The sequence below is a fragment of the Actinomyces sp. oral taxon 171 str. F0337 genome (assembly GCF_005696555.1).
GTDB lineage: Bacteria > Actinomycetota > Actinomycetes > Actinomycetales > Actinomycetaceae > Actinomyces > Actinomyces oris_E.
Map to the genome: position 1 here is coordinate 1,107,754 of NZ_CP040005.1, position 25,174 is coordinate 1,132,927.

23 protein-coding genes are annotated in these 25,174 nt (G+C 70.1%); 21 read left to right on the forward strand and 2 right to left on the reverse strand.

Features of this window, described 5'->3' with window-relative positions:
* The first annotated feature begins 62 nt into the window (after positions 1 to 62).
* From FBF36_RS04935 to FBF36_RS04985, 11 genes are all read left to right on the forward strand, one after another.
* Complete coding sequence (locus tag FBF36_RS04935; RefSeq protein ID WP_009398560.1) at positions 63 to 1,787, forward strand: formate--tetrahydrofolate ligase; 1,725 nt, start codon at positions 63 to 65, stop codon at positions 1,785 to 1,787.
* Positions 1,788 to 1,882: 95 nt separating this feature from the next.
* Positions 1,883 to 3,382, forward strand: coding sequence for an NAD(P)/FAD-dependent oxidoreductase (locus FBF36_RS04940; protein ID WP_009398561.1), 1,500 nt, complete (start codon positions 1,883 to 1,885; stop codon positions 3,380 to 3,382).
* Positions 3,383 to 3,496: 114 nt separating this feature from the next.
* Entirely contained in the window at positions 3,497 to 5,158 is a 1,662-nt protein-coding gene (gene miaB, locus FBF36_RS04945; protein ID WP_138137225.1) for a tRNA (N6-isopentenyl adenosine(37)-C2)-methylthiotransferase MiaB, read from the forward strand.
* Between the two features lie 142 nt (positions 5,159 to 5,300).
* The gene (locus FBF36_RS04950) at positions 5,301 to 5,921 is read left to right on the forward strand and encodes a TetR/AcrR family transcriptional regulator (protein ID WP_009398564.1); all 621 of its coding nucleotides are present in this window, start codon (positions 5,301 to 5,303) and stop codon (positions 5,919 to 5,921) included.
* 58 nt (positions 5,922 to 5,979) lie between these two features.
* The gene (gene gap, locus FBF36_RS04955) at positions 5,980 to 6,984 is read left to right on the forward strand and encodes a type I glyceraldehyde-3-phosphate dehydrogenase (protein WP_009398565.1); all 1,005 of its coding nucleotides are present in this window, start codon (positions 5,980 to 5,982) and stop codon (positions 6,982 to 6,984) included.
* Positions 6,985 to 7,185: 201 nt separating this feature from the next.
* Entirely contained in the window at positions 7,186 to 7,656 is a 471-nt protein-coding gene (locus FBF36_RS04960; protein ID WP_009398566.1) for a YbjN domain-containing protein, read from the forward strand.
* Entirely contained in the window at positions 7,656 to 8,459 is an 804-nt protein-coding gene (locus FBF36_RS04965; RefSeq protein WP_009398567.1) for a YbjN domain-containing protein, read from the forward strand. The genes FBF36_RS04960 and FBF36_RS04965 overlap by 1 nt, the downstream gene beginning before the upstream one ends.
* Before the next feature lie 5 nt (positions 8,460 to 8,464).
* On the forward strand, positions 8,465 to 9,460 hold the full coding sequence (miaA, locus tag FBF36_RS04970) for a tRNA (adenosine(37)-N6)-dimethylallyltransferase MiaA (RefSeq protein ID WP_009398568.1): 996 nt from the start codon (positions 8,465 to 8,467) through the stop codon (positions 9,458 to 9,460).
* 10 nt (positions 9,461 to 9,470) lie between these two features.
* A complete protein-coding gene (locus FBF36_RS04975; protein ID WP_009398569.1) occupies positions 9,471 to 10,421 on the forward strand; it encodes a diaminopimelate epimerase in 951 nt (316 codons plus the stop codon).
* A gap of 82 nt (positions 10,422 to 10,503) precedes the next feature.
* Positions 10,504 to 11,907: a branched-chain amino acid transport system II carrier protein gene (brnQ, locus tag FBF36_RS04980; RefSeq protein ID WP_009398571.1), complete on the forward strand. Its 1,404-nt coding sequence runs from the start codon at positions 10,504 to 10,506 to the stop codon at positions 11,905 to 11,907.
* Positions 11,908 to 11,934: 27 nt separating this feature from the next.
* Positions 11,935 to 13,440, forward strand: a complete 1,506-nt coding sequence (locus FBF36_RS04985) for an MFS transporter (protein ID WP_009398573.1) — start codon at positions 11,935 to 11,937, stop codon at positions 13,438 to 13,440.
* Between the two features lie 74 nt (positions 13,441 to 13,514).
* Here the strand turns inward: FBF36_RS04985 and FBF36_RS04990 are convergent, their stop codons facing one another.
* The gene (locus FBF36_RS04990) at positions 13,515 to 14,123 is read right to left on the reverse strand and encodes a class I SAM-dependent methyltransferase (protein ID WP_034493555.1); all 609 of its coding nucleotides are present in this window, start codon (positions 14,121 to 14,123) and stop codon (positions 13,515 to 13,517) included.
* Between the two features lie 169 nt (positions 14,124 to 14,292).
* On the opposite strand from FBF36_RS04990, the gene FBF36_RS04995 reads away from it, so the two are divergent.
* The 7 genes from FBF36_RS04995 (at position 14,293) to FBF36_RS05015 (ending at position 21,561) form a co-directional block, all read left to right on the forward strand.
* Positions 14,293 to 15,183, forward strand: a complete 891-nt coding sequence (locus FBF36_RS04995) for a hypothetical protein (protein ID WP_009398577.1) — start codon at positions 14,293 to 14,295, stop codon at positions 15,181 to 15,183.
* A gap of 167 nt (positions 15,184 to 15,350) precedes the next feature.
* The gene (locus FBF36_RS13430) at positions 15,351 to 15,737 is read left to right on the forward strand and encodes a hypothetical protein (protein WP_009398578.1); all 387 of its coding nucleotides are present in this window, start codon (positions 15,351 to 15,353) and stop codon (positions 15,735 to 15,737) included.
* A 42-nt stretch (positions 15,738 to 15,779) separates the two neighbouring features.
* The gene (locus tag FBF36_RS13435) at positions 15,780 to 16,304 is read left to right on the forward strand and encodes a hypothetical protein (RefSeq protein ID WP_009398580.1); all 525 of its coding nucleotides are present in this window, start codon (positions 15,780 to 15,782) and stop codon (positions 16,302 to 16,304) included.
* Entirely contained in the window at positions 16,301 to 16,627 is a 327-nt protein-coding gene (locus tag FBF36_RS13440; RefSeq protein ID WP_009398582.1) for a hypothetical protein, read from the forward strand. Before FBF36_RS13435 ends, FBF36_RS13440 begins: the two co-directional genes overlap by 4 nt.
* 146 nt (positions 16,628 to 16,773) lie before the next feature.
* Positions 16,774 to 18,372: a GTPase HflX gene (gene hflX, locus FBF36_RS05005; protein ID WP_009398584.1), complete on the forward strand. Its 1,599-nt coding sequence runs from the start codon at positions 16,774 to 16,776 to the stop codon at positions 18,370 to 18,372.
* 104 nt (positions 18,373 to 18,476) lie between these two features.
* Positions 18,477 to 20,441 (forward strand): ATP-dependent DNA helicase, encoded by a 1,965-nt coding sequence (locus tag FBF36_RS05010; RefSeq protein ID WP_192575013.1) that lies wholly within the window; start codon positions 18,477 to 18,479, stop codon positions 20,439 to 20,441.
* 118 nt (positions 20,442 to 20,559) lie between these two features.
* A complete protein-coding gene (locus FBF36_RS05015) occupies positions 20,560 to 21,561 on the forward strand; it encodes an L-lactate dehydrogenase (RefSeq protein ID WP_034492409.1) in 1,002 nt (333 codons plus the stop codon).
* Between the two features lie 72 nt (positions 21,562 to 21,633).
* On the opposite strand, the gene lexA is transcribed toward FBF36_RS05015, so the two are convergent.
* The gene (gene lexA / locus FBF36_RS05020) at positions 21,634 to 22,425 is read right to left on the reverse strand and encodes a transcriptional repressor LexA (protein WP_034492412.1); all 792 of its coding nucleotides are present in this window, start codon (positions 22,423 to 22,425) and stop codon (positions 21,634 to 21,636) included.
* A gap of 213 nt (positions 22,426 to 22,638) precedes the next feature.
* Between lexA and FBF36_RS13445 the strand changes: the two genes are divergently transcribed.
* From FBF36_RS13445 to FBF36_RS05035, 3 genes are all read left to right on the forward strand, one after another.
* The gene (locus FBF36_RS13445) at positions 22,639 to 23,379 is read left to right on the forward strand and encodes a LysM peptidoglycan-binding domain-containing protein (RefSeq protein WP_225792469.1); all 741 of its coding nucleotides are present in this window, start codon (positions 22,639 to 22,641) and stop codon (positions 23,377 to 23,379) included.
* A 108-nt stretch (positions 23,380 to 23,487) separates the two neighbouring features.
* Complete coding sequence (nrdR, locus tag FBF36_RS05030; RefSeq protein ID WP_034492415.1) at positions 23,488 to 23,943, forward strand: transcriptional regulator NrdR; 456 nt, start codon at positions 23,488 to 23,490, stop codon at positions 23,941 to 23,943.
* Between the two features lie 82 nt (positions 23,944 to 24,025).
* A complete protein-coding gene (locus FBF36_RS05035; RefSeq protein ID WP_009396608.1) occupies positions 24,026 to 25,168 on the forward strand; it encodes a glycosyltransferase family 4 protein in 1,143 nt (380 codons plus the stop codon).
* The last annotated feature ends 6 nt before the right edge of the window (positions 25,169 to 25,174 follow it).

The following is a 25,174-nucleotide window of genomic DNA, read 5'->3' on the forward strand; positions in this document are numbered from 1 at the left end:
ATCGGGTCTGTTCGGGCCTCAAGAAGCCCGAGGCTCTCTCTCCGGCCGACTAGGCTTGTCCCATGACCCAGGTGATTCCGGCTACTGGCGGCCCCCACGCCCCGGTTGACCTCCATGCGTTGGCGGCCTCAGCGGGAATCGCCGCCGAGCACGTCATTCCCCACGGCCGCGATGTGGCCAAGATCGATCTGCGCGTGCTGGATTCCAGTGAGCACGTGAGCAGCAGTGGTGCAAATACCGCCCACTACGTCGTCGTCACTGCGATCACACCGACGCCTTTCGGAGAGGGCAAGACGACCACGGCCATCGGACTGGCCCAGGGGCTCACCCGCCTGGGAGAGCAGGCAGTTCTCACCCTGCGCCAGTCGGCCATGGGGCCCACTTTCGGCATCAAGGGTGGCGCTGGAGGCTCCGGGGGTGCCCGCATCCTGCCGGCCGAGCGCATGAACCTGCACCTGACCGGTGACTTCCACGCCATCACCGCCGCCCACAACCTCATGTCGGCGATGATCGACAACCACCTGCACCACGGCAATGAGCTCGACATCGACGAGCGCACCATCACCTGGCCCCGGGTCCTGGACGTCAACGACCGTGCCCTGCGCCATATCGTCACCGGACTGGGAACGAGGGTCGACGGCGTCACCCGGCAGGCCTCCTTCGACATCACCCCGGCCAGCGAGCTCATGGTCATCATGTCGCTGGCCACGGATCTGGCCGACCTGCGCGAGCGCCTGGGGCGCATCGTCATCGGCCGGAGCCGTAGTGGGGAGTGGGTCAGCGCCGAGGACCTCAAGGCGGCCGGTGCTATGTGCGCCGTCCTGCGCGACGCGCTCGAGCCCAACCTCCTGCGCACCGGTGAGGGCACACCCGTCCTGGTTCATACCGGCCCGTTCGGCAATATCGCCACCGGATGCTCCTCGGTCATCGCCGACCGCGTCGCCGCGGCAGGAGCCCGTGGCGGCTACGTCCTCACCGAGGCCGGCTTCGGATCCGACATGGGCCTGGAGCGCTTCGTCGACCTCAAGTGCGCCGTCTCCGGTATGCAGCCGAGTGTCGCCGTCGTCGTGGTCACCATCAGGGCGCTCAAGGCCCACTGCGGGCGATACCGCCTCGTCAGCGGCAAGGACCTGCCCGAGCAGATGCTCCAGGAGAACAACGAGGACGTGCGCGACGGCGCCGCCAACCTGCTCAAGCACCTGCAGATCGTGCGGGGCTTCGGCATCACCCCGATCGTGGCCGTCAACGTCTTCCCCACCGACCACGACAGCGAGATCGAGGAGGTGACGCGCATCGCCCACGACGCCGGAGCCCGGGCCATGGTCTGTCACCCCGTCACCAGGGGAGGCGAAGGCTGTCTCGACCTGGCCGGAGCCGTCGTCGAGGCTTGCCAGGAGGCGGGCGAACCAGCGTCCACCCACCCTGTCTACGAGCCGCAGGACGACCTGCGCACCAAGATCGCCAAGGTGGCCGACCTCTACGGCGCCGACGGCGTGGACTACACCCCCGCTGCCGGTAGGCTGCTGGACGCCTACGAGCGGGACGGCTTCGGGAACCTGCCCGTCATCGTCGCCAAGACCCCGCTGTCCCTGTCCGCCGAGCCCGGCCGCAAGGGCGTGCCCACCGGATGGTGCCTGCCGGTGCGCGAGGTGCGCCTTGCCGCCGGGGCGGGCTACGTCTACGCGATCTGCGGCAACCTGTCGACCATGCCGGGGCTACCGAGCCACCCCGCCGCCGAGCGCATCGACGTCGACGTCGACACCGGGCAGATCGTGGGGCTGCGCTGAGATGCCTGGTCCCGAGCGCGCACTGTGACAGGAACCATGTCTGGGAACTAGGTCCCAGCGTGGTGTCGAACTAAGGGTCCCCTTAGATTGTGCGCATGATCCGCCGCACCACCATCGCGCTGTCCACAGCAGGTCTTCTCGCCGCCGGAGCCGCACTCGCCCTGGCCGTCCGTCCGACCCGCCCCAGCGTCTCCGTCGCCTCCTCCTCCGGTGGCAGGTCCCGTCCGCCCCGCGTCGTCATTGCCGGTGGAGGGTATGTCGGCTTCTGCACCGCCCGCGCCCTGCGGTCCCGCCTGGGAACCGACCAGGTCGAGATCGCCATCATCGACCCGCGCCCCTACATGACCTACCAGCCCTTCCTGCCCGAGGTCGCCGCCGGGTCCATCCAGCCGCGTCACGTCATCGCCTCCCACCGGCGCTCGCTGGCCGGGTGCACCATCCTCACCGGCTCCGTCGCCGGCATCGACCACGCCTCGCGCACCGTGACCATCGCGCCGCCGGTCCCGGGCTCCACCCACGAGGAGGGTGCGCCCTACCAGATCGGCTACGACCACCTGGTCCTGGCCCTGGGGGCCGAGGCCCGCACCCTGCCGATCCCGGGCCTGGCCGAGCAGGCCCTCGGCTTCAAGCAGGTCGAGGAGGCCCTGGCCCTGCGCAACCGTGTCCTGTCACGCATCGAGGACGCCGCCTCCACCTGGGACGCCGAGCGTCGACGCCGGCTGCTCACCTTCGTCTTCGTCGGTGGCGGCTTCGCCGGGGTCGAGGCCATCGCCGAGCTCGAGGACATGGCCCGGGCACTGGTGTCCACCGTCGACTCCGTGGAGCAGGAGGACGTGCGCTTCATCCTCGTGGAGGGATCGCGCCGCATCCTGCCCGAGCTGACCGAGGAGCTCTCCGGCTACGGCCTGGAGCAGCTGCGCGAACGCGGTATCGACGTGCGCCTCAACACCTTCCTCAACTCCTGCGTCGACGGGCACGTCGTCCTGTCTGACGGCACCGAGTTCGACGCCGACACCATCGTGTGGACCGCCGGCGTCAAGGCCGCCCCCGTCCTTGGCGAGTCCGACCTGCCCGTCGAGGCGCGCGGCCGCGTGACCACGCTGCCCACGCTCCAGGTGGCGCGTGACGGCGTCGTCGTCCCCGGGGCCTGGGCGGCCGGCGACTGCGCCGCGGTTCCCGACCTCACCAGTGAGGATCCGCAGGCCACCTGCGCCCCCACCGCCCAGCACGCCGTGCGCCAGGCCTCCATCCTGGCCGACAACCTCGTGGCGACCCTGACCGGTCAGGGGGAGCAGGCGCTGGCGGTCTACGCCCACGAGAACCTCGGCACCGTGGCCTCCCTGGGGATCGGCAAGGGTGTGGCCCGCATCATGGGCCAGAACCTGCGCGGCTTCACCGCCTGGACCGCTCACCGCGGCTACCACGTCTACGCCATGCCGACCTTCAACCGGAAGGTGCGCATCATGATGGACTGGCTGGCCGCCGTCGTCTTCCGTCGCGACCTGGCCTCCTTCGGCTCCGTGGCGGCCCCCGGTGCGGCCTTCGCCCAGGCCGCTCGCAATGACGCCAAGATGGCTTCGCGCAAGAAGTCCTGAGCCCGGTTCTCCCGTCGCCGGGAAAGAGATGAGGGTCCCGCGCCGGCGTGCATCTGGTCACGACGGTCCGTCAGGGCTGGGGCGTGGCCCCGCCGCCACCTACACTGCTCGGCGATGACCACGCTCACCACCTCCGCACCTGTTCTCGACGCCCGAGGCGACCGGCCGCGCACCTACCACGTGCGCACGCTCGGCTGCCAGATGAACGTCCACGACTCCGAGCACATGGCGGGGCTGCTGGAGAGGGCAGGCTACCTGCGCGTCGAGGACGTGCCCGAGGCGGCCGCCCGCGCCACCGACGCCGGTGACGGTGGGGCCGATGTCGTCATCATCAACACCTGCTCCGTGCGTGAGAACGCCGCGACTCGGCTCTTCGGCAACCTGGGCCAGCTTGCCGCCGTCAAGCGCGAGCGCCCCGGCATGCAGATCGCCGTGGCCGGGTGCCTGGCCCAGCAGATGGGGGAGGGGATCGTCGATCGGGCACCCTGGGTCGACGTCGTCTTCGGCACCCACAACCTCGACGTCCTGCCCGCCCTGCTCGAGCGCGCCCGGCACAACTCCGCGGCCGCCGTCGAGCTCGAGGAGTCCCTCAAGGTCTTCCCCTCCACCCTGCCCACCCGTCGCGAGTCCTCCTACGCCGCCTGGGTCTCCATCGCCGTGGGCTGCAACAACACCTGCACCTTCTGCATCGTGCCCTCCTTGCGCGGCAAGCAGCGTGACCGCCGCCCCGGCGACGTCCTGGCCGAGGTCGAGGCCGTCGCCGCGCAGGGGGCCATCGAGGTGACCCTCCTGGGTCAGAACGTCAACTCCTACGGGGTCGGTTTCGGGGACCGCGGTGCCTTCGCCAAGCTGCTGCGGGCGACCGGCTCAGTCGAGGGCATCGAGCGCGTGCGCTTCACCAGTCCTCACCCCGCCGCCTTCACCGACGACGTCATCGAGGCCATGGCCTTCACCGAGGCCGTCATGCCCAGCCTGCACATGCCCCTGCAGTCCGGCTCGGACCGGGTGCTGCGCGCCATGCGCCGCTCCTACCGCACCCAGCGCTTCCTGGGCATCCTGGACAAGGTCAGGGACGTCATGCCCGAGGCCGCCATCACCACCGACATCATCGTCGGCTTCCCCGGCGAGACCGAGGAGGACTTCCAGGCCACTCTGGACGTCGTCGAGCAGGCCCGCTTCGCCTCGGCCTACACCTTCGAGTACTCCCCGCGCCCGGGCACGCCTGCCGCCGACCGCGACGACCAGGTCCCCGTCGAGGTCGTCAAGGACCGCTACCGGCGGCTCGATGCGCTCGTGCGTCGCATCGCCCACGAGGAGAACGAGCGCCAGGAGGGGCGCGTCGTGGAGGTGCTCGTCGCCGAGGGTGAGGGGCGCCGGGACTCGGTCACCGCACGTATCTCCGGGCGCGCCGCCGACAACCGGCTCGTTCACGTCGCCCTGCCCGAGGGGCTGGCCGAGGACGACTACGCCGGCGGAGCCCCGCGCCCCGGAGACATGGTCAGCGTGCGCGTCACCCATGGCGCCCCCCACAACCTCATCGCCGACTCCGCCCGCTGCGGACGCGAGCTGGACCCGTTCGCCGCGGCCGCCAACGGGGCCCTCAAGCCCGGCGACCGCCTCTGGCTCGACGACGGCCCCGCCCTGTTCCAGGTGCGACGCACTCGCGCCGGAGACGCCTGGGAGCGCCGCCAGGCCGAGGCCTGCGCCACGCCCGAGCCCGATACCGCGCCGGTGAGCCTGGGCCTGCCCACCCTGCGCGTGGGCGCACCCATCTGACTGAATCCCACGTGAGGACACCTTCAGTGAGCGAGTGCGCTTGCATTCTGTACCTAGAGGTATGTACAGTTCTCACATCAGTTTCAGGAGGGAGCAGACTCGGGTGGCCACCGTGCCTCCCAGGGGTACGTCATGATGAGGTATGTACAGTTCTGGCGTGGACTCGAGAGAGAAGCTGGTTGAGGCAATGGCTGAGCTGATGTGGGAGCGTGGTTACAGCGCCACGAGCCCGCGAGCGGTTCGCGAGCTCTCCGGCGTCGGTCAGGGGAGCATGTATCACTACTTCCCGACCAAGCGGGATCTCGGGCTGGCAGCCCTGAATCACAACTGCCAGGTCCAGATGGACTCCTGGAAGGCCGCGCTCCAGGACCTTGAGGATCCTCTTGAGATCCTCCGTGCCTACCTCACCCTCCCGCGTGATCCACTCAAAGGCTGCCGAGTCGGTCGGATGGCCCAGGACAAGGCCGTGGTGGCTGACGACGGCCTTCGTGAGCCGGTCGCCGAGGCCTTCGCCCGGCTTCGCGAGATGCTGGCCGCTGTCATTGGTGTGGCCAGGTCGCAGGGGCGTCTGCCGGTAGACCTTGAGCCGGACCACCTGGCTCGCACGATGGTCGCCGTTGTTCAGGGCGGTTATGTCCTGGCCATGGCCGAGCAGGACAGGGCCCCGTATGACGCGGCCTGTCAAGGTGCCCTCGAGCTGCTCCGCGTAGCGGCCGGGACCGCTGGTACGGCTCCTGGTAGCGATGGGTCCACCTCCTCCTGATCCTGACAAGTCGGCGTCGGTGTCCGCCGGCGCCACCATTCACTGAAGGAGAAGGATCATGACTATTCGTATCGGTATCAACGGCTTCGGACGTATCGGACGCACATACCTGCGTGCCGCGCTGGCCGGCGCAGCGGACGTCGAGGTCGTTGCCGTCAACGACCTGACCGACGCAGGCACGCTGGCCACGCTCTTGGAGTGGGACTCAGTGGCCGGGCATCTCGACGGCGTCGTCACCGACGGCGAGGACCTCGAGGTCGCCGGGCGGACCATCAGGGTCTTCTCCGAGCCGGACCCGGCCAAGATTCCCTGGGGCGAGGTCGGGGCCGACGTCGTCATCGAGTCCACCGGGTTCTTCGTTGACCGGGACAAGGCCGCCCAGCACCTCAAGGGTGGCGCCAAGAAGGTCATCATCTCCGCGCCCGCCAAGGGTGACGTCCCCACCTTCGTCCTGGGGGTCAACGACAGTCAGCTGGATGTCTCCGCAGCCGACGTGTTCTCCAACGGATCGTGCACCACGAACTCCCTGGCCCCGCTCGCCAGGGTCCTCCACGACGCTTTCGGGATCGAGAGCGGTCTCATGACGACGATCCACGCCTACACCGGGGACCAGCGGCTTCACGACGCACCTCACAAGGACCTGCGTCGGGCGCGCGCTGCTGCCGCCTCCATCGTTCCCACCTCCTCAGGGGCCGCCCGGGCCATCGGTCTGGTCATCCCCGAGCTCGACGGGCGTCTGACCGGTGCTGCCATGAGGGTTCCGGTCCCGGTCGGCTCGATCACCGACCTCACCGTGGTCACCTCCCGTCCGGCAACGGTCGAGGACGTCAATGCGGCCTTCCGTGAGGCTGCCGATCACGGGCCGCTGGTCGGATACCTGCAGTACTCCCAGGCGCCGATCGTCTCCCACGACATCGTTGGCAACCCGCACTCCTCGATCTTCGACGCGCCTCTGACCGAGGTGATCGACGGTCAGGTCAAGGTCTTCGGGTGGTACGACAACGAGTGGGGCTTCTCCAACCGCCTCGTGGAGTTCTCCCAGAGGATCGGCGAGCAGCTCTGACGCGTGCGGCGTGCCTTGGGGGCGGTGCGGTGCGGGCTCAGTGCCGATTCCGGGCGCACAGCCCGCACCCTCCGCGTCCGACGGCGAGCGATGGGAAAAGGGTCGGGGAGCCGCCTGAGAATCCCGTCTGTTTTGCGCTGACGGTGGAGCGGGCCGGGCTGCGGTGGGGAGCAGCCCGTAGGCCCCGCTAGGCTGGGAAGCATGCCCAGCTTCGACGCCAGCTCTGCTGCCGCCGCCACGGTCCCCAGGCCCGTGGACGTCGACCGTATCCACGAGTGCGTCAAACGCCTGGGACTGCGCTACTTCATCGACGATGAGGGCGACATTGGCATCCCCTGGCGCTACGTCACCGTTCACGCCATCTTTCAGGACACCAGGGCGGTCCAGATGCGTGGGATCTGGCACCGCATCGCCGACACCGAGCACCTCGCCCAGCTGCGCGCCCTGGTCGAGGACTGGAACACCACCCGCATTGGCCCCAAGGCCTATCTCACCGTCGCCGACGGCGGAGTAGTGCGTCTTCACGGCGAGTACACCTACCCCCTCGAGGCGGGGATGACGGACCGGCAGCTTGAGGACTTCGTCTTCGGCGGCTGCCGGCTCATCGTCGCCCTCATGCACGAGGCCGAGGAGCAGTTCCCCGACGAGCTGCGCGGAAGCCTGGAGCCGTGATGCCGCGACTGCAACGCCTCACCGACTTTATCGCACGCCTCCTGGGCAAGGATTGGGACGTGCGGGCGCTGGACCATCAGCGCAGCAGCCGACCGAGCAGCCCGGTCAGCGGCCGGCCCGGCGACTCGCGCGACCAGCAGGAAGAGCCCCCGACCGTCTCACCGTACTTCGCGGGGCCCTTGGAGCCTGTAGACTCAGCCGACTCGACGGACCTGACCGACTCCGGTGCCCCGTCGGGGCCGGGCCAGTCGACCGCGTCGGCGCAGACCTCCGACGCCTCGCACACCTGGTTGAGCGGGTCAGGCCGGTTGGACGAGGGCCCGGCAGGGGGCGGAGAGGGTGCTGACCGCACTTCAGAACTGGAGTCGACCGATGAGACGACCCAGGCACTGACCCTGGCAAGGATCGAGTCCATGCTCACCGGCCCCATGGAGTACAGCGTCCAGCTGACCGACGACCGCGAGCACCCCTGCCTCCTGGGCACCTGGGACTCCTTCCCCTTCGTCATCGAGATTCCTGAGGGGCACGACGGCTGGCTCCTGGTCTCCGGGGACTGGGAGCAGGCCGCTCCCGCCTCCCAGCGCGACGAGATCGCCGCCAGCGTCAATGACTGGAACCGGGACAAGTTCTTCCCCACCGTCGGCGTCGTCGACACCCCCATCGGCCCGCTGGTGCGCGCCACCTACCTCACCGACCTGTCCGCCGGGGTCACCGACGCCCAGCTGCGCCTCCACCTGGACACGGCCTTGTCCGCCTGCACCCAGGCACTCAGCCTCGTGGGCCCCCTTCTGCCGGAGATCTGAGCGCCATGAGCCCCAAGGCCTTGAGCGCCCCTCGGCTTCCACGCCTCGTCCTGGTGGGCCCCACCGCCACCGGCAAGTCGGCCATCGCCCTCGACCTCGCCGAGAAGATACAGGCCGACGAACCGGAAACTCGTGCCGAGATCATCAACGCTGACGCCTCCCTGCTCTACCAGGGCATGGACATCGGCACCGCCAAACCCAGCCTCGCCGAGAGATCCCGCGCCCCCCACCACCAGATCGACGTCCTCACCGTCAGGGACCGGGCATCCGTGGCGGCCTTCCAGCGCAGCGCCCGCGGCGACATTGACGCCGTCGAGTCACGGGGGCACCTGCCGATCATCGCCGGAGGCTCCGGCCTGTACGTGAGGGCCCTGACCGACGACCTCGACTTCCCCGGCACCGACCCGGCCGTGCGCACCCGCCTGAGTGAGCGCGCTGAGCAGGAGGGGACGGCCGCCCTCCATGCTGAGCTGGCCCGCCTCGACCCGGTCGCCGCCGAGCGCGTCGAGGCCTCCAACACCCGCAGGATCGTGCGGGCCCTGGAGGTCATCGAGATCACGGGTCGCCCCTTCTCCGCCTCCCTGCCCCGTTACGAGGACATCGCCCCCACCGTCCACATCGCCCTGCGCTGCGAGCGTCGGCTCCTGGATAAGCGCATCAACGAGCGGGCCCGCGCCATGTTCGAGCACGGACTGGTCGAGGAGGTGGAGACCCTCATCGACCAGGGCATCCGGGAGGGGGAGACCGCCCCGCGCGCCATCGGCTACGCCCAGGCTCTCGCGGTCATCGACGGGACCATGAGCGTGACCGAGGCGGTCGACTCCACCGCCCTGGCCACCCGCCAGCTCGCCTCCCGCCAGATCAAGTGGTTCCGGCGCGATCCACGGCTGCACTGGATCGACGTCGCCCTCACCGAGACCGGGCAGTGCACCGACTCCGAGCGCTCCCGGTTGACCCGGCAGGCGTGGGAGCTCGTCTGCGAGCATCGTGGCGTCGCTTAGGCTAGGGGCCATGCCGCACTCGACAGGTCTTCGCGGTCGTGAGCTCATCAAGGGCCACGCGACCCTCAACGACTTCCTCATGCTGGTCGACCCCGGCTGCGAGGTCGCCATCAGCGGTGCCGACATCGCAGCGGTCTGCGACCGCCACAGCGGCATCGGCGCCGACGGCTTCGTGCGCGTCGTGCGGACCACCGCCCTGCCTGGAGCCGGGGCCTTCGCCGCGTCGGTGCCCGAGGCCGAGTGGTTCATGGACTACTACCGCGCTGACGGATCCGTGGCCGAGATGAGCGGCAACGCCGCACGCCTGTTCGCCCACGTCCTGGACCGTGAGGGGCTGTGCCCCATCGCCGACGGCGAGTCCGTCACCATCGGCACGCGCGGTGGGGCCCGCACCATCACCCGCCTGGGCGAGCTGTGGACCGTGGACATGGGGCCGGTCCGCCTCACCAGCCCCGAGGAGGCCGACGACGAGGGCTGGGACACGGCCGTCGTCGTCCCCGGCCTGGTCGGGCAGCGGGCCGCCCTGAGTGTGGAGATCTCCGGCCCCCACACTGTCGTCGCCCTGGGGGAGGAGGGCGAGCTCGAGGCGGCCGCCTTCGCCGGGCTCACCGACTCCACGGACCCGGTCGCCTACGACCCAGCCCCCGAGGCCGGCACCAACCTCGAGCTCGTGGTGCCGCTGGGGGAGGAGAGCGACCCCGACACCCACTCGCCGGTGGGTATTGCCCGTATGCGCGTCCTGGAGCGCGGCGTGGGGGAGTCCCTCTCCTATGGAGCGGGCTGCTGCGCCGTCGCCGTCGCCCTGCACGCCTGGACCGGTCCGGGTGCTCCCGAGGACTACCGGCTGCTTGTTCCCGGCGGAGAGATCGGGGTCCGTGTGGTCGCCGACCCCCTGGGTGAGGACAGCAGCGTGCTGCTGACCGGACCGGCCGCGATCACCGGGCGGGTCACCGTCGCCTGAGGCCCGTCAGACCCGCTGCCACCCACACTGCTCCCGGACGTCGCACCGACGCCGCATCCGAGAAGAGAAACCGACCACCACTATGAGCCAGCCATTCACGCGCACCGCCGTCGGCGCCGTCCTGCCGACCGGCCTGATGCTCTTCGCCCTGTTCTTCGGGGCGGGCAACCTCATCTTCCCGCCCCTGCTGGGCGCCGCCTCGGGCAGGTCCTTCATTGCGGTCATGGTGGGCTTCCTCGCCACCGGGGTGCTCATGCCACTTGTCACGGTGGTCGCCGTCTCCACCTCTGGTGAGGGGATCCTGGGTCTGGCCCGCAGAGTGGGACCCCGATTCGGCACCGTCATGCCGCTGGCGGTCTACCTGGCGATCGGCCCGCTGTACGCCATCGCCCGTGTCACGACGGTCGCCTACGAGCTGGCGACCCGCCCGGTACTCGAGCTGCTGGGGATTCAGGACTCCCGCCTGGCCCTGCTGGTGCACGTGACGGTGTTCATGGGGGTGTCCTTCAGTATCGCCCGCAGTCCGAGCCGCCTGGCCGACCGTGTCGGGCGCTGGCTCACTCCCGCCCTGCTGGCCCTGCTGGCCCTGCTGTGCGGGGTCACCATCGCGATGTCCCCCAGGGTGGAGCGCGAGGCCATCGAGCCCTACGCGAGTGATCCCCTGACCAACGGGCTGACTCAGGGCTACCTCACCATGGATGTCCTGGCGGCCACCGTCTTCGGCATCGTCGTCATCACCTCCCTGCGTGAACGGGGCCTGACCTCTCCTCGGGCCCTGGTGCGCGGCACGATCCTGTCCGGTGGTATCGCCGCCGCACTCCTGGGGCTGGTGTACATCGGCCTGGCCGTCCTGGGGACGCGTACCCGCGGGCAGATCACCGTCGACACCAAGGACGGAACCGAGCTGCTTCGCAACGCGGCCGCCTCCACGCTGGGGACCTCGGGCGTCGTCATCTTCGCCGCCATCGTCATCCTGGCCTGTCTGACCACCGCCGTGGGGCTGCTGGCCTCCTGGGCCGGTTACGCCTACACCGCCTGGCCGGCCGTCTCCTTCAACCGGCAGCTCGCCGCCTGCGCGATCGTCTCCTTCACTCTGGCCAACCTGGGCCTGAGCGCCATCCTCAAGATCGCCGGGCCGCTGCTGTTCCTGCTCTACCCCCTGGCCATCGCCCTGGTCGCCGTGACCCTGGTCGACGCCGTGGCACCGGGACGGCTCAAGGCCGCCTACCTGTGGTGCGTGAGCACAGCCGGGATCTTCGGCTCCGTGCCCGCCATCACCGCCGCCGGGTGGGAGGGCCCCAGCAGGCTGCTGGCGCGCACCGGCCTGTGGAGCGACTCCACCGGATGGATCCCTCCGGCACTCCTCGCCCTGGTCATCGGCATCCTCCTGGACATCCGCTCCGGAGCCTGGTCCACGCCCGCCCCCGGGGAGCCTCCCAGTCGGGCGCAGCAGGATGTCGAGCACGCCGCGGCCTCACAGCTGTGAGCGGCCGGCACGCGGTAGCCTCTCGACGTGCCCACGCCTCGCCCTTGCGACCCAGCCCAGACATCGCGTCCGGATCATGAGCGGCTTCTGCCGACACTGCTCATCCCCGCCTTCATCACGCTGCTGGCCGTCTCCTCGGTCAATGTCATCCTGCCGGCGGTCTCCCACAGCCTGAGCTCGGGCACCGCCGGGCTCCAGCTCGTCGTCTCCGGCTACGCCCTCGTCTTCGGGGTGGCCCTCGTCCCGGCCGGCCGCGCCGGCGACGTCATGGGGCGGGGGCGGCTCTTCGTCATCGGCATGCTCCTGTTCGGGGTCGGTTCCCTCGCCTCGGGCCTGGCCCCCGACGTCGTCACCCTCAACCTGGCCCGTGTCGTCATGGGAGTCGGCTCGGGGCTGCTCAACCCGCAGGTGACCGGCATGATCCAGCAGTACTACTCCGGTGAGGCCCGGGGACGCGCCTTCGGGCTCTTCGGCGCCGTCATCGGGGTCTCGGTGGCGCTGGGGCCGGTGCTCAGCGGCGGGTTCATCGGCTGGCTCGGGGACGACTGGGGCTGGCGCGCCTCCTTCCTCATCAACGTCCCCCTCACCCTGGCCGGTATCTGGGCAGCGCGCCGGTACCTGCCGGCCTCCGCCTGGCGCAGGGGGAGCGACACAGGTCAGACGGAACAGGCGGACAGCCCTGACGCCGCCGGGAGCGCCGGCGCCGGGGCCGCCCACCGCGGCGGGGTCGATCTCGATCCGGTGGGGATGGGGCTGCTCGCCGTCGGCACGCTGCTGATCATGATCCCTTTCATGGAGGCCTCGGCCGGCACCTGGATCTGGGGCCTGGAGGCCGCCGGCATCGGCGTCATCGGCGCCTGGGTGGCCTGGGAGAAGCGCTACCGGGCCAGGGGCGGCGCCCCCATGGTGGACCTCAGCCTGCTGGCCATCCCCTCCTTCGCCTACGGCAGCCTGGCCATCGCCGTGTACTTCCTGGGCTACACCAGCGTGTGGATCATCGTGGCCCAGTACGTCCAGGCAGGCCTGGGATCCACTGCCCTGGCCAGCGGCCTCATCGGAGTCCCGGCCGCCCTGGCGGGATCGATCGCCGCCGCCGTCGCCGGCCGCCGGGTGATCCGGGTGGGGCGGGTCATGGTGCTCGGCGGCATGGTGCTGGGCATGGCCGGGCTGCTGGGAAGCATCGGCATCATGCACATGCATGCGCGTGCGGGGTGGAGCCCCTGGTGGCTGACCCTCACGCTGCTGGTCCTCGGAGTGGGGCAAGGCCTCGTGGTCTCCCCGAACCAGACCCTCTCCCTGGCCGACGTCCCCCTGGAGTACGCCGGAGCCGCGGGCGGCATCCTCCAGACCGGTGAGCGCATCGGCGCCTCCATCGGCATCGCCGTCATCACGGGCCTGACCTTCCGCGTCTCGCACTCCTCGGGCTGGGAGGTCGCCGCTCAAGCCGGTCTGCTGGCCGTCGTGGCCACCATCGTCGTGGCCGCGGGGGTCGCCGCCATCGACCTGCGCCTGGCCAGGCGACGACGCCGGTAGCCGGACGGGACCGTGGCCAGGATCGCTGCCGAGCCTGCGGCTGGAATGGTGCCCAGGGTCGCTCCGGCGTCGTATCAGCGGCCTACCCGCAGGACCCTGAAGCCCTTCGAGGAGGCCATCCGGCTCACGTTCCAGCCCTGGTCCCTCAACCAGGCGGCCAGGGAGTCGGCTCCCAGGTTCTTGAGCACCACCAGCCAGGCCTCGCCGTCGTCGGACAGCAGCGCCAGCCAGTCCAGCAGCAGCGTGTGCAGGGCCTCCTTGCCGATGCGCACCGGTGGGTTGGACCAGATGAGATCCACCGGTGTCGAGCTCTGGCGCAGCTCGGCCAGCAGCGCGTCGGCCGGGGCGGTCCGCACGTTGTCCAGGCCTGCGGCAGCGGCGTTGCGAGCGGTCAGGGCCAGGGAGCGCTCGTTGACATCGGTGGCCAGGATGCTCGCCTGCGGAGCGGCCCCGGCCAGGGCCAGCGTGATCGGACCCCATCCGCAGCCCAGGTCGAGGAACGTGCCGGTCTCGGGCGGATCGGGGACGTGATCGAGGAGGACCTGGGTGCCCTTGTCGAGGCGGTCGGCGCTGAAGACGCCCGAGGCCGTGACCACCGTGCGTTCGATGCCACGGATCGAGAAGCGGTGGGCGCGTTCCTCGGCCTCGACGGCGGGGGAGGCGGTGAAGTAGTGCTCGCTCACGCCCACCAGGCTACCCGGGCTCTGCTCGTCGACAGAGGGAGGAAACCAAGGCGGTCATCAGTCCGCTGCCCCCTTGCCAGGCGAGGAGTGCCGAACTTGTGAGACGCGGCTCTATGCTGATAGGAACGTGTCTCCATAGGGGTGCGGACGGTAGGAGAGGGATGTTGTCATGAGCCGATACAGGGCTCTCGCAAAGGCGCTCAGCGGCTGGGTAATCTTGACGTTGGGGGTGACTCTTTCGATAGCGATCGCACAGGCTGTCGGATCCAGGACTGAGACCGGACCTGCATTCATTCGCGTGTCTCAGGCAGTTCTGGTCACATTGTTCGTTGTTCCCGCGATCGTGGCTTGTCGTCGTCTCCTTGACCGCAGGACTCTCGCCGGGATGGGCCTATCACGTCACTGGCCCGCCGCGGCCGCGACCGGGGTGGCCGTCGGTGTCGTGACCGGGGCTGTTGTGTGGACACCCGTGTTCTTGATCGGCTGGGCCCGGTTCGATCACCTCGAACCGGCGGCGCTCGCAACCTTCCTCGCAGTCAACGCGGTTGTCCTGCTACTGTACGAGGCATTGCCGGAGGAGATCGCGCTGCGCGGCTACGGGTGGTCGACTCTACGGGAAAGTTGGGGCCCGCTCGCGGCCACCATGACGATCACGGTTCTCTTCTGCCTCAGTACGGCGTTGAGCAATCTGATTCGAATGACGTCAACGCTCGTTCTAGGGGGCGGAACGACGGGCTTCTCTCTGGCGCCGAGCGGTAACGATCCCTTTTTCTACATAGTTTTGCTGTTCGTCTTCGGCCTCACACTGGTTGCGGCCCGACGGATCCCACTACCGGGTGCGCTCACCTCTGCGATCGCCTTCCATCACACGTTTCTCACCATCAACCGCGTGCTTCTGGGCGGTCTTGGCTGGATCGACTCCGGGGTCGGGATCGAGTTCGCCACGCCCGAGGTGGCCGGGATCAGCCTTGTGCACGCTGCGCTTGCCGGAACTGTCTTCATGGTGGTGCGGCGGTGGCTGGAACGCCGCACAGCGGTTGTATCGAGGCGGGTAGCCTGATGTGATGACGATGTGCTACGGGACCTTCCGACCCCGTGTCGGAAGGTCCCGTAGCACATCGGAGAAGCCAACGGGAGGCGCTTCCGGGGCCGTCGCTCGGAGCGCTCCTCGGCTCAAGGACGGGGCATCTGGCGCTGGCGGTACTCGTCGTCGAGCTGCTGGCGCGCATGCAGGTCTACCTCAACCAGACGGTCCTGCCGCTGCCGGCCACCGAGATGGGCGCCCGTAACGCCTATGGACTGGTGACGGCTGCGGCCCAGGTCCCCGCCTTCCTCACGATGCCCCTGGGCGGGGCCATGCTCACCCGCTGGCGTCCCGCTCGGTTGATGACGGTGCTGACCACTTTGCTGGTGTCCGGCGCCGTCGTCGGAGCCCTCGCCCCGAACATCGGGTTCTACGTCCTTGGGGAGATCCTGCGGGGCCTGGCCGCCGGGGCGCTCGCGACAGCGACCATGGGGGTCATGGTCACCGGCCTGCCCGACGCCTGGAGGCGGCTGTGCCTGGCGGGAGGATCGGGCATGTGGGTCGTGGTGGCCCTGGTCGGACCCGTCTAGGCCTCCGGCGTCAGCGCCTCCTGGGGCTGGCGCTGGGCCCTCGTGGCCTACCTGCCGCTGCTCATCGCGGCACGTGCCGTCATGGCCGGGCGGATCCGCGATCTCAGCCTGGATGAGGGGGCAGAGGGTGACGAGGCAGTGCCATGGCTGCCCGCCGGGGCCATGGCCACAGGTGTGGCGATCATCGGGGCGCTGCGCGCCTCCAGCCCCTGGTTCTGGCCCGGAGTCGCCGGCGGGACCGCACTGGTGCTCTGGTCCTGCTCCCGCGTCCTGCCTGCAGGGACCCTGTGCCTGGCGGTCGGCCGGCGCGCGGGCATCGCCACCCTGATGTGGGTGTGCGCCTTTTTCCTGACCCTGGACTACCTGGTTGCTCCCAGCGCCCACGATGTCCTGGACATGACCCCGACCCAGATCGGCTGGGCGCTCACCGCAGGCGGTATCGGCTGGTCGGTCGTCGCGCTTGTCTGCGGGGCCCATCCGGCGCGGGGACCGAAGGCCTACCGCCGCCGCATCACGCTGGCCGCGGCCTTCTTCGTCCTCGCTTCGTCCTCGGCGCCGCGCTTATGACCACCACGGTTCTCGGCCGACCGGGCTGGTGGGGGCTGCCCGTGGGCTACGGCGTGGCCGGCATCGGCATGGGCCTGACCCACCTGGACACCATGAACCACATCGTCACCGATCCCGCAGAGCTCGATGGCATCACCCACGCCCAGGCCGCCACCGCCGTGACGATCGCCGGTGCGGCCGGCGGTGCGGTTCTGGGGACGGTCACCACGGCCTTTGTCGCCCCCACGGCATCCGGTGTCGAGACGGACCGGCTGTGGCCGACACTCATCTTGCTCGCCGTGGGGCTCCTCCTCACCCCGCTGCTGGCCCGACGCGCCGCCTGAGCGCTCGGGTGGCCTCGCAGGCCCGTGGGCAGTAGCATCGCCCCCATGTGGATCCTTCGTATGCGCTGAACCGGCTGTAGAAGCCGCCCCCAGACGAGTTATCGCGCCCCATCGAAGGGGCGCAGGCATACGACGAAGGACTTTTTGTGACCCAGCACCACTCCAGTACTCCCTCCATCCCCGACGACGTCTGCGACGCTCAAGAAGGTCGCGATGTGCGCGATGTCGTCGCCCGGGTCCTCTCCCGGACCGGAACCGCCCTGGCCTCCACCTCCGCCCAGCACGAGCATGCTGATGACTTCGAGGACGGTGACGACGACGGCGCCCTCGAGCGGGAGGCCCGCGCCGCCCGCCGCCGTGTGGCCGGCCTGTCCACCGAGCTCGAGGACGTCAGCGAGGTCGAGTACCGCCAGGTCCGCCTGGAGAAGGTCGTCCTGGTCGGCCTGGAGCTGCCCCGGCCCCACGGCTCGGCCACCGGTGCACCGGGCGGCAGCGGCCTTCAGGTGCGCGACACCCAGGACGCCGACACCTCCCTGCGTGAGCTGGCCGCCCTGGCCCAGACCGCAGGCAGCCAGGTCCTCGACGCCCTCATCCAGAGGCGCGACCACCCCGATCCCGCCACCTACCTGGGCAGCGGCAAGGCGCGCGAGCTGGCTGAGGTGGTGGCCGCGGCCGGCGCCGACACGGTGATCGTCGACGGCGAGCTCGCCCCCTCCCAGCGCCGTGCCCTGGAGGACGTCGTCGGCGTCAAGGTCGTCGACCGCACCGCCCTCATCCTGGACATCTTCGCCCAGCATGCCAAGTCCCGTGAGGGTAAAGCCCAGGTCGAGCTCGCCCAGCTCGAGTACCTCCTGCCGCGCCTGCGCGGATGGGGGGAGTCCATGTCCCGACAGGCCGGAGGCCGTGTGGCCGCCGGTCAGGGCATCGGCTCACGCGGTCCCGGAGAGACCAAGATCGAGCTCGACCGGCGCCGCATCCGCCAGCGCATGGCCCGCCTGCGCCGCGAGATCCAGGCCATGGCGCCCTCGCGTGAGACCAAGCGGGGCTCGCGCCGACGGGGGGCCATCCCCTCGGTGGCGATCGCCGGGTACACCAACGCCGGCAAGTCCTCCCTCATGAACCGCCTCACCGAGGCCGGCATCATGGTTGAGGACGCCCTGTTCGCCACGCTCGACCCCACCGTCCGGCGGGCCGAGACCTCCGAAGGGCGCACCTACACCCTCACCGACACCGTCGGTTTCGTGCGCAACCTGCCCCACGAGCTCATCGAGGCCTTCCGCTCCACCCTGGAGGAGGTCGCCGGGGCCGACCTCGTGCTGCACGTCGTCGACGCCGCCCACCCCGATCCCCTCAGCCAGGTGGCCGCTGTGCGCACCGTCCTGTCTGAGATCCCCGGAGCCCTGGACGTGCCCGAGCTCATCGTCCTCAACAAGACCGACCTCGCCGACGCCGTCACCCTGGCCGCGCTGCGTACCGGCCTGCCCGGGGCGGTCGCGGTCTCGGCCCGCACCGGCGAGGGGATCGAGGAGCTGCGCGCTCGCATCGAGCAGATGCTGCCCCACCCGCAGGTGAGTATCGACGTCGTGGTGCCCTACTCCCGCGGAGACCTCGTCTCCCGGGTCCACGCCGAGGGCGAGATCGACACGGTCGACTACGTCGAGACGGGGACTCACGTCGTCGCACGCGTCGGCGCCGCCCTGGCGGCGGAGATCGAGGGCGCCGCCGCAGGCGTCACCGTCGGCTGAGCGCCGCCGTGGCCTCGAGCGAGCCGTGCCGGACGGATCGGCCTGACACCGACAGCGCCGACGACCGCAGGGTCCTGGACGTCCTGGACGCCGCGGTGCGCTCCATGGGCGGCAGCCCCCGCCGGGGGCAGACCACCATGGTCCAGGAGGTGGCCCAGTCCCTGGCCGACGGCACCCACCTCCTGGTGCAGGCCGGTACCGGGACGGGAAAATCGCTGGGCTACCTGGTGCCCGCCATGGTCCACGCCGTGCAGGCCGGTCACCGGGTCGTGGTCTCCACCGCCACCCTGGCCCTTCAGCGGCAGGTTCTCACCAAGGACGCGCCTCTGGCGGCCGACGCCGTCGAGCACGTCACCGGCACCCGCCCCGAGGTGGCGCTGCTCAAGGGCTGGCAGAACTACCTGTGCCGGCACCGCCTGGACGGCGGCTACCCGCAGGACGAGGACGACTCGGCGCTCTTCGGCGTCAGTGAGGCCATCGCTCAACCGGCCGCCGGGCACGGGAATGACGCGAGTCTGGGGGAGCAGGTGGTCCGCCTGCGCGAGTGGGCGGCCAGGACGGGCACCGGTGACCGCGACGACCTCGTCCCCGGTGTCTCCCAGCGCGCCTGGGCCCAGGTCTCCGTCTCCCGGGCCGAGTGCCTGGGGCAGTCCTGCCCCCTGAAGTCCGAGTGCTTCCCCGAGCTGGCGCGCGCCGCCGCCTCCCGGGCCGATCTCGTGGTGACCAACCACGCCATGCTCGGCGTGGTCGTGGCCGGCAATCCCGGGGTCCTGCCCGACCACCAGGTCCTTATCGTCGACGAGGCCCACGAGCTGGCCGACCGCATCCGCTCCCAGGGCACCATCGCCCTGTCGGCGGCCGCCGTGGCGCGCACGGCCGCCACCGCCCGCAAGCACGCCTCCGTGCTGGTCAGCGAGCTGGAGTCCGCAGGCCAGACCCTCCAGCTCGCGCTGGCCGAGCTGCCCGACGGCCGCCTGGAGGCGCCCCTGCCCACCGCCCTGCACGACGCGCTCGTGCTCCTGGCCGGCGCCGCCCGCCAGGTCGCCTCCGACGTGCGCGACCAGGCCCGCGCCCTGGGGCGCGACCGCTCCAGCGAGGCCGCCGGAGGCCTGGCGGTCGCCCGCACCGCCATCGGTGACCTGGTCGACGCCCTGGACCGCATGACCTCGGACTCGGTGGCCCAGGGGCGCGACGTGGCCTGGATCGAGCGTCCCCGCATGGGCGCCGAGCCCCCACGACTCCTCCTGGCCCCTATCGAGGTCGCCGGGTCAGTGGCCGGCCACCTGCTCAACGGCCGCGTCGGTGTCATGACGTCGGCAACCCTCGCCCTGGGGGACAGCTTCGAGCCCATGGCCCGCTCCCTGGGACTGACCCTGGCGGAGCAGCCGTGGAGAGGCCTCGATGTCGGATCCCCTTTCGACTACCCCCGCCAGGGCATCCTCTACGTGGCCGCCCACCTGCCCCGCCCCGGCGCCGGCATCTCCGAGGCAGCCCTGGATGAGATGCTCGCCCTGGTCGAGGCCTCCGGAGGCGGCATGCTGGGCCTGTTCTCCTCCAAGCGCGCGGCCCAGGAGGCTGCCGAGGTACTGCGCGGAGCCACCGACCTGCCCGTCTACGCCCAGGGGGACGACCAGCTGCCCACTCTGGTGCAGGCCTTCGCCGACGACGAGGCCGCCTGCCTGGTGGGTACTCTCTCGCTGTGGCAGGGCGTGGACGTGCCCGGGCGCACCTGCCGTCTCGTCGTCATCGACCGCATCCCCTTCCCCCGCCCCGACGACCCGGTCGTCCAGGCCCGCACCGACGCCGTCGTGGCCGCAGGAGGCAATGGCTTCATGAGCGTGTCGGCCACTCACGCGGCCCTGCTCCTGGCCCAGGGGGCGGGGCGCCTCATTCGTCGCGGCCAGGACCGCGGCGTCGTCGCCGTCCTGGACTCCCGTCTGCGCACGGCGCGTTATGGCGGCTTTCTCACCCGCTCCATGCCCGCCCTGTGGCCGACGACGAAGCCCGACGTGGTCCGTGCCGCCCTAGAGCGCCTGGCCGTGCGGCCCGATGCCCCGGGGGAGGAGTGAACCTGCCGGCTGGGCCTTTCGGTATGTGCCCCTCGGGAGTATCTGCACGTAGGCTTGGCGTGAGCGGGTGCTCGCGCCCCTGCGGTCCTGCCCAGCAGATCCCATTGAGGAGAAGAACGTGTCAGACCACATCACCACTACCGCTGAAGGCTCCTACCCCACCAACCGTTCCGGCCGTCCCTCCAAAGTCGCTGTCATCGGTGCCGGGGCCGTTGGTTCCACCCTCGCCTACGCCTGCGTGACCAAGGGCGTTGCCCGAGAGGTCGTGCTGCAGGACATCGTCAAGGAGAAGGTCGAGGCCGAGGCCCTCGACATCGCCCAGGGAATCCAGTTCACCTCCGCCGGCTCCGTCTCGGGATCCGACGACCCTGAGATCTGCCGTGATGCGGATGTCATCGCCATCACCGCGGGCGCCAAGCAGAAGCCCGGCCAGTCCCGCCTCGAGCTCGCCGGCGCCACCGTCGGCATCATGGAGAAGATCCTTCCCAGGCTCGTCGAGGTCGCTCCCAACGCCATCTTCGTCCTGGTGGCCAACCCGGTGGACGTGGTGACCTACTGCGCCAAGAAGATCACCGGCCTGCCCGAGAACCAGGTCTTCGGCTCCGGCACGGTGCTGGACACGGCCCGGATGCGTTACCTCATCTCCCTGGAGACAGGTACCGCCGTCCAGAACATCCACGGCTACATCGCCGGTGAGCACGGCGACTCCGAGGTGCCCCTGTGGTCCTCCACCGAGATCGGTGGCGTGCCGATCACGCAGTGGGGCACCACCCTCGACGGCGGCGTGTTCGACGAGTCCAAGCGCGAGCGCATCGCCCACGACGTGGTCCGCTCCGCATACCGCATCATCGAGGGCAAGGGTGCCACCAACTACGCCGTCGGCCTGGCCGTTCAGCGTATCATCGGCGCCGTCCTCAACGACGAGCAGCGGGTGCTCACCATTTCCCCGCTGCTGAACAGCTGGCACGGCATCTCCGACGTGTGCATGGCCGTTCCCACGATCGTGGGACGTGAGGGCGCCGGGCGTCGCCTCGAGCTGCCCCTGACCTCGGACGAGAAGGAGCGCCTGACCGCCTCCGCCGACCACCTGCGTGAGGTCGCACGCGGCCTGGGTTACTGAGCCGCTGGTCTGAACCGTCGAAGGACCGCCCCGCTGACCGGGGCGGTCCTTCGCTCATGAAGACGCTCGCAACTACAGGGAACGCAGCACCGTGACCACCTTGCCCATGATCGTGGCATGGTCTCCGTCGATCGGGGGGTAGCTGGAGTTGCGGGGGAGCAGCCACTGGTGGCCGTCCCGACGCGAGAGCACCTTGACCGTTGCCGAGGCTCCGTCGACATCCTCGATCATGGCCGCCACGACCTCACCGTTGGCCGCGTCGGGCTGGGAGCGCACCACCACCCAGTCGCCGTCGCAGATGGCGGCCTCGATCATCGAGTCCCCGTGCACCTCCAGCATGAAGAGCTCACCCTCGCCGGTCAGACGGCGGGGCAGTGCCATGACATCGGTGATGTCCTGCTCCGCCAGGATCGGCGTTCCGGCGGCGATCCGCCCCACCAGCGGGACGGCGACCGCGTCCCCGTCCTCGACGCCGGGAATGCTGGGGGAGTCGACTGAGGAGACGTGAGCAGTGCCGCCGGAGGAACCCGTGCGACCTCTGGGACTGCTGTCGGTGGCGACAACCTCCATCGCCCGAGGGCGATGGGGGTCTCGGCGGACCAGTCCCAGGCGCTCGAGCTTGTCCAGTTGGTGCTTGACGGAGGAGGGGCTGGTCAAGCCCACCTGCTCACCGATCTCACGCAGTGAGGGCGGGTACCCGTGAGTGGCAATGGACCCGCGGACGGCCTCGTAGACCGCGCGAGCGCGCTTGTCAAGGCCACTGACGGCCTCCGTGACCGCTGCTGCCCCGCTCGCCTCAGAACCGCCGGTTCCGGCGTGCGGCGTTGGGGTCGGTGAGGCGCCCTGCTCTGCTGTGGTGCTCATGTCCTGGCTTCTCCCTGCCGGACGGCCCTCAGGCCCGGGGGCGTCAAGGGCGCGGAATAGATGTCGGTGGTCCGTGATCGTCTTGGACATGACAAGCCTAGCGGCGAGACGACCACGATTCAAACACATGTTCGAAGAAGTGCTGGACGTGTCGCCCTTCAGGCGCTAGTGTGTCGAACAAACGTTCGTCGAACATGTGTTCAGGAGGTTGCTGTGAGCGCCATCGCCATTCCACTCCCGTCCCGCCAGGTATCTCGGGCTCGGACTGATGAGCCTGCCGCTGGGCCGGCCAGTGGCCGGGGTGCCGGGCAGTCCTCCCGTCGGCCTCGGCTGAGGCTGGTCACCGACGACTTCGTCCCCGAGGTCCCCGAGGTCTCTGTGCGACGCCGCGCCGACGGTGCTCGGCGCCCCGTGTCCGCACCCGCCTGCGTCCCGGCGGTACCGGCGATGCGTCGCCCTGCCGCGCCCGCGGCTCTGCGTGACCGTCATTCGGAGCTGGAGAGGCTGGCCCCTCAGCACCCGGCAGTGCGGGCCGCCGGGCTGCGACGTGGCGCCCAGCAGGAGGAGGGGCGGCATGACAACACTGCTCAGGGCGCGAGGAGGGGTGGTTCCGTCTCGTCCCGGCCGCGGGAGGAGTCGGTGCTTTCCCAGGTGGGACTGCGACTTCTTCGCGGCGGCTTGGCAGTCGTCGTCGCGGCCTTCGTGCTGGCCTGCTGCGGACTGACAGTCGGGGCTCTGGCGGGCATGGTCTCGCCGGCCCCCGCCACGGCCGTTGCTCAGGTGTCGGCCGACACGACCACCACAGTCGTTCGTCCCGGTCAGTCATTGTGGGACATTGCCGAGGCAAGTGGGGCCTCGGACGTCCCGGGGGCGGTCGCCCGGATCGTCGAGCTCAACGACCTCCAGGGAACCACCGTCCGTGCCGGGCAGACGCTTGAGGTTCCTGCGGCGTGAGAACTGGTGCGTGGGTCGCACCCTTGAGGCGGGCTTGCGGGGCGGCCCGCCGGGCGTTTACCCTCCGATGGACTGACACGTAGTCCAGTGAGATTGGAGGTCGCAGGCGTGCACTGCCCCTTCTGCCGCCATGATGGCTCGCGCGTTGTCGACTCCCGGACCGCGGAGGACGGCACCTCGATCCGTCGTCGTCGTGAGTGTCAGCAGTGCGGGCGTCGCTTCACCACTCTGGAGACCGCCAGCCTGTCGGTCCGAAAGCGCTCCGGCGTCGTCGAGCCCTTCAGCCGGGACAAAGTCGTGGTCGGGGTCAGGCGCGCCTGTCAGGGGCGTCCCGTTTCCGACGACCAGCTCGCGCTTCTGGCGCACCAGGTTGAGGAGGCCATTCGCGCAGGAGGTCAGGCACTCGTCGATTCCCACGACGTCGGGTTGGCGATCCTGGGCCCCTTGCGTGAGCTGGATCAGATCGCCTACCTGCGCTTCGCCTCGGTCTACTCCTCCTTCGACTCCCTGGAGGACTTCGAGAAAGCCATTGCCGGGCTGCGCAACGCCGAGGCGGCCTCCTAACGTCAGTACCTGACGAGGGCCTGCGAGGTCTGAGGCGCCCGTCCGGGGCTTCCGCCGAAGAAGGACGTGGCAGACTGAGATTATGCGCGTCCTCATTGTCTCCGACTGCTACGCGCCGCGACTGGGCGGCATCGAGACTCAGGTGCGGGATCTCGCCCGCAACCTCAAGCTGGCCGGTCACGAGCCCGCCGTCGTCACTGCAACGCCGGTTGGTGACGGTCGTGGCCGCAGCGTTGAGAGGACCGATGGCTTCCCCGTCTACCGCACCACAGTGCACCTGCCCAGTGAGCTGCCCGTTCATCCCCGAGCCGGGCGCGAGCTCGATGACCTCCTGTCCCGCCTGCGCCCCGACGTCGTTCACGCCCATGTCGGCGTCGTCTCGCCCTTCGCCTGGTCCGGCATCGCCGCCGCCCGGCGGGCGGGGCTCCCGCTGTCCGTCACCTTCCACTGCGTCCTGGGTCCCTGGGCGTCGATAGCCGGGGTGCTGGGACGCGCCAGCCCCGTGCGGCTGTGGCAGCGCGGCGGCGCCGACCTGACAGCCGTGTCCTCCATGCTCGCCGCTCAGGTCCAGCGCGCCGGCGCCCATGATCCCGTCACCGTTCTGCCCAACGGCATCGCCGTTGAGGAATGGCACCTGGAACGCCCAGGTCCTCAGGAGCGGCGGCCTCACCGGCCGGTCACGGTCGTGGCCTCCTTGCGGTGGGTCGAGCGCAAGCGCCCCCTGCAGGTCGTGCGCGCCTTCGCCCAGGCGGTCAGGACTACTCCCGGCACCGATGCGCTCCTCAAGATCTATGGCGACGGCCCACTGCGCGAGCGGCTCAGCCGCGAGGTTGCCGAGTCCGGCCTGGCTGATCGCATCACGCTTGTGGGTCGCGTCGAACGCGCTGAGCTCGCCCAGGCCTTCACGCGCGCAGACATCTACCTGCAGACCTCGCCCGCCGACTCCTTCGGCATCTCCACCCTTGAGGCCCGCAGCGCGGGACTGGCGGTCGTCGCTCTGCGCTCCAGCGGAGTGAGCGACTTCATCACCGATGGCGTCGACGGTCTCCTCGCCGACAACGACGCCGGCCTGGCCCACGGGCTTGCCACTCTCCTGGGGGATGACGAGCTGCTTGAGCGCATCAAGGCCCACAACTACGAGGTCGTCCCCGTGCCCGAGTGGGGCTCCGTGGTGCAGAAGAACGTCGAGGCCTACCGGCGCGCCATCGACCTGGCAGGTGCATGAGCCCGG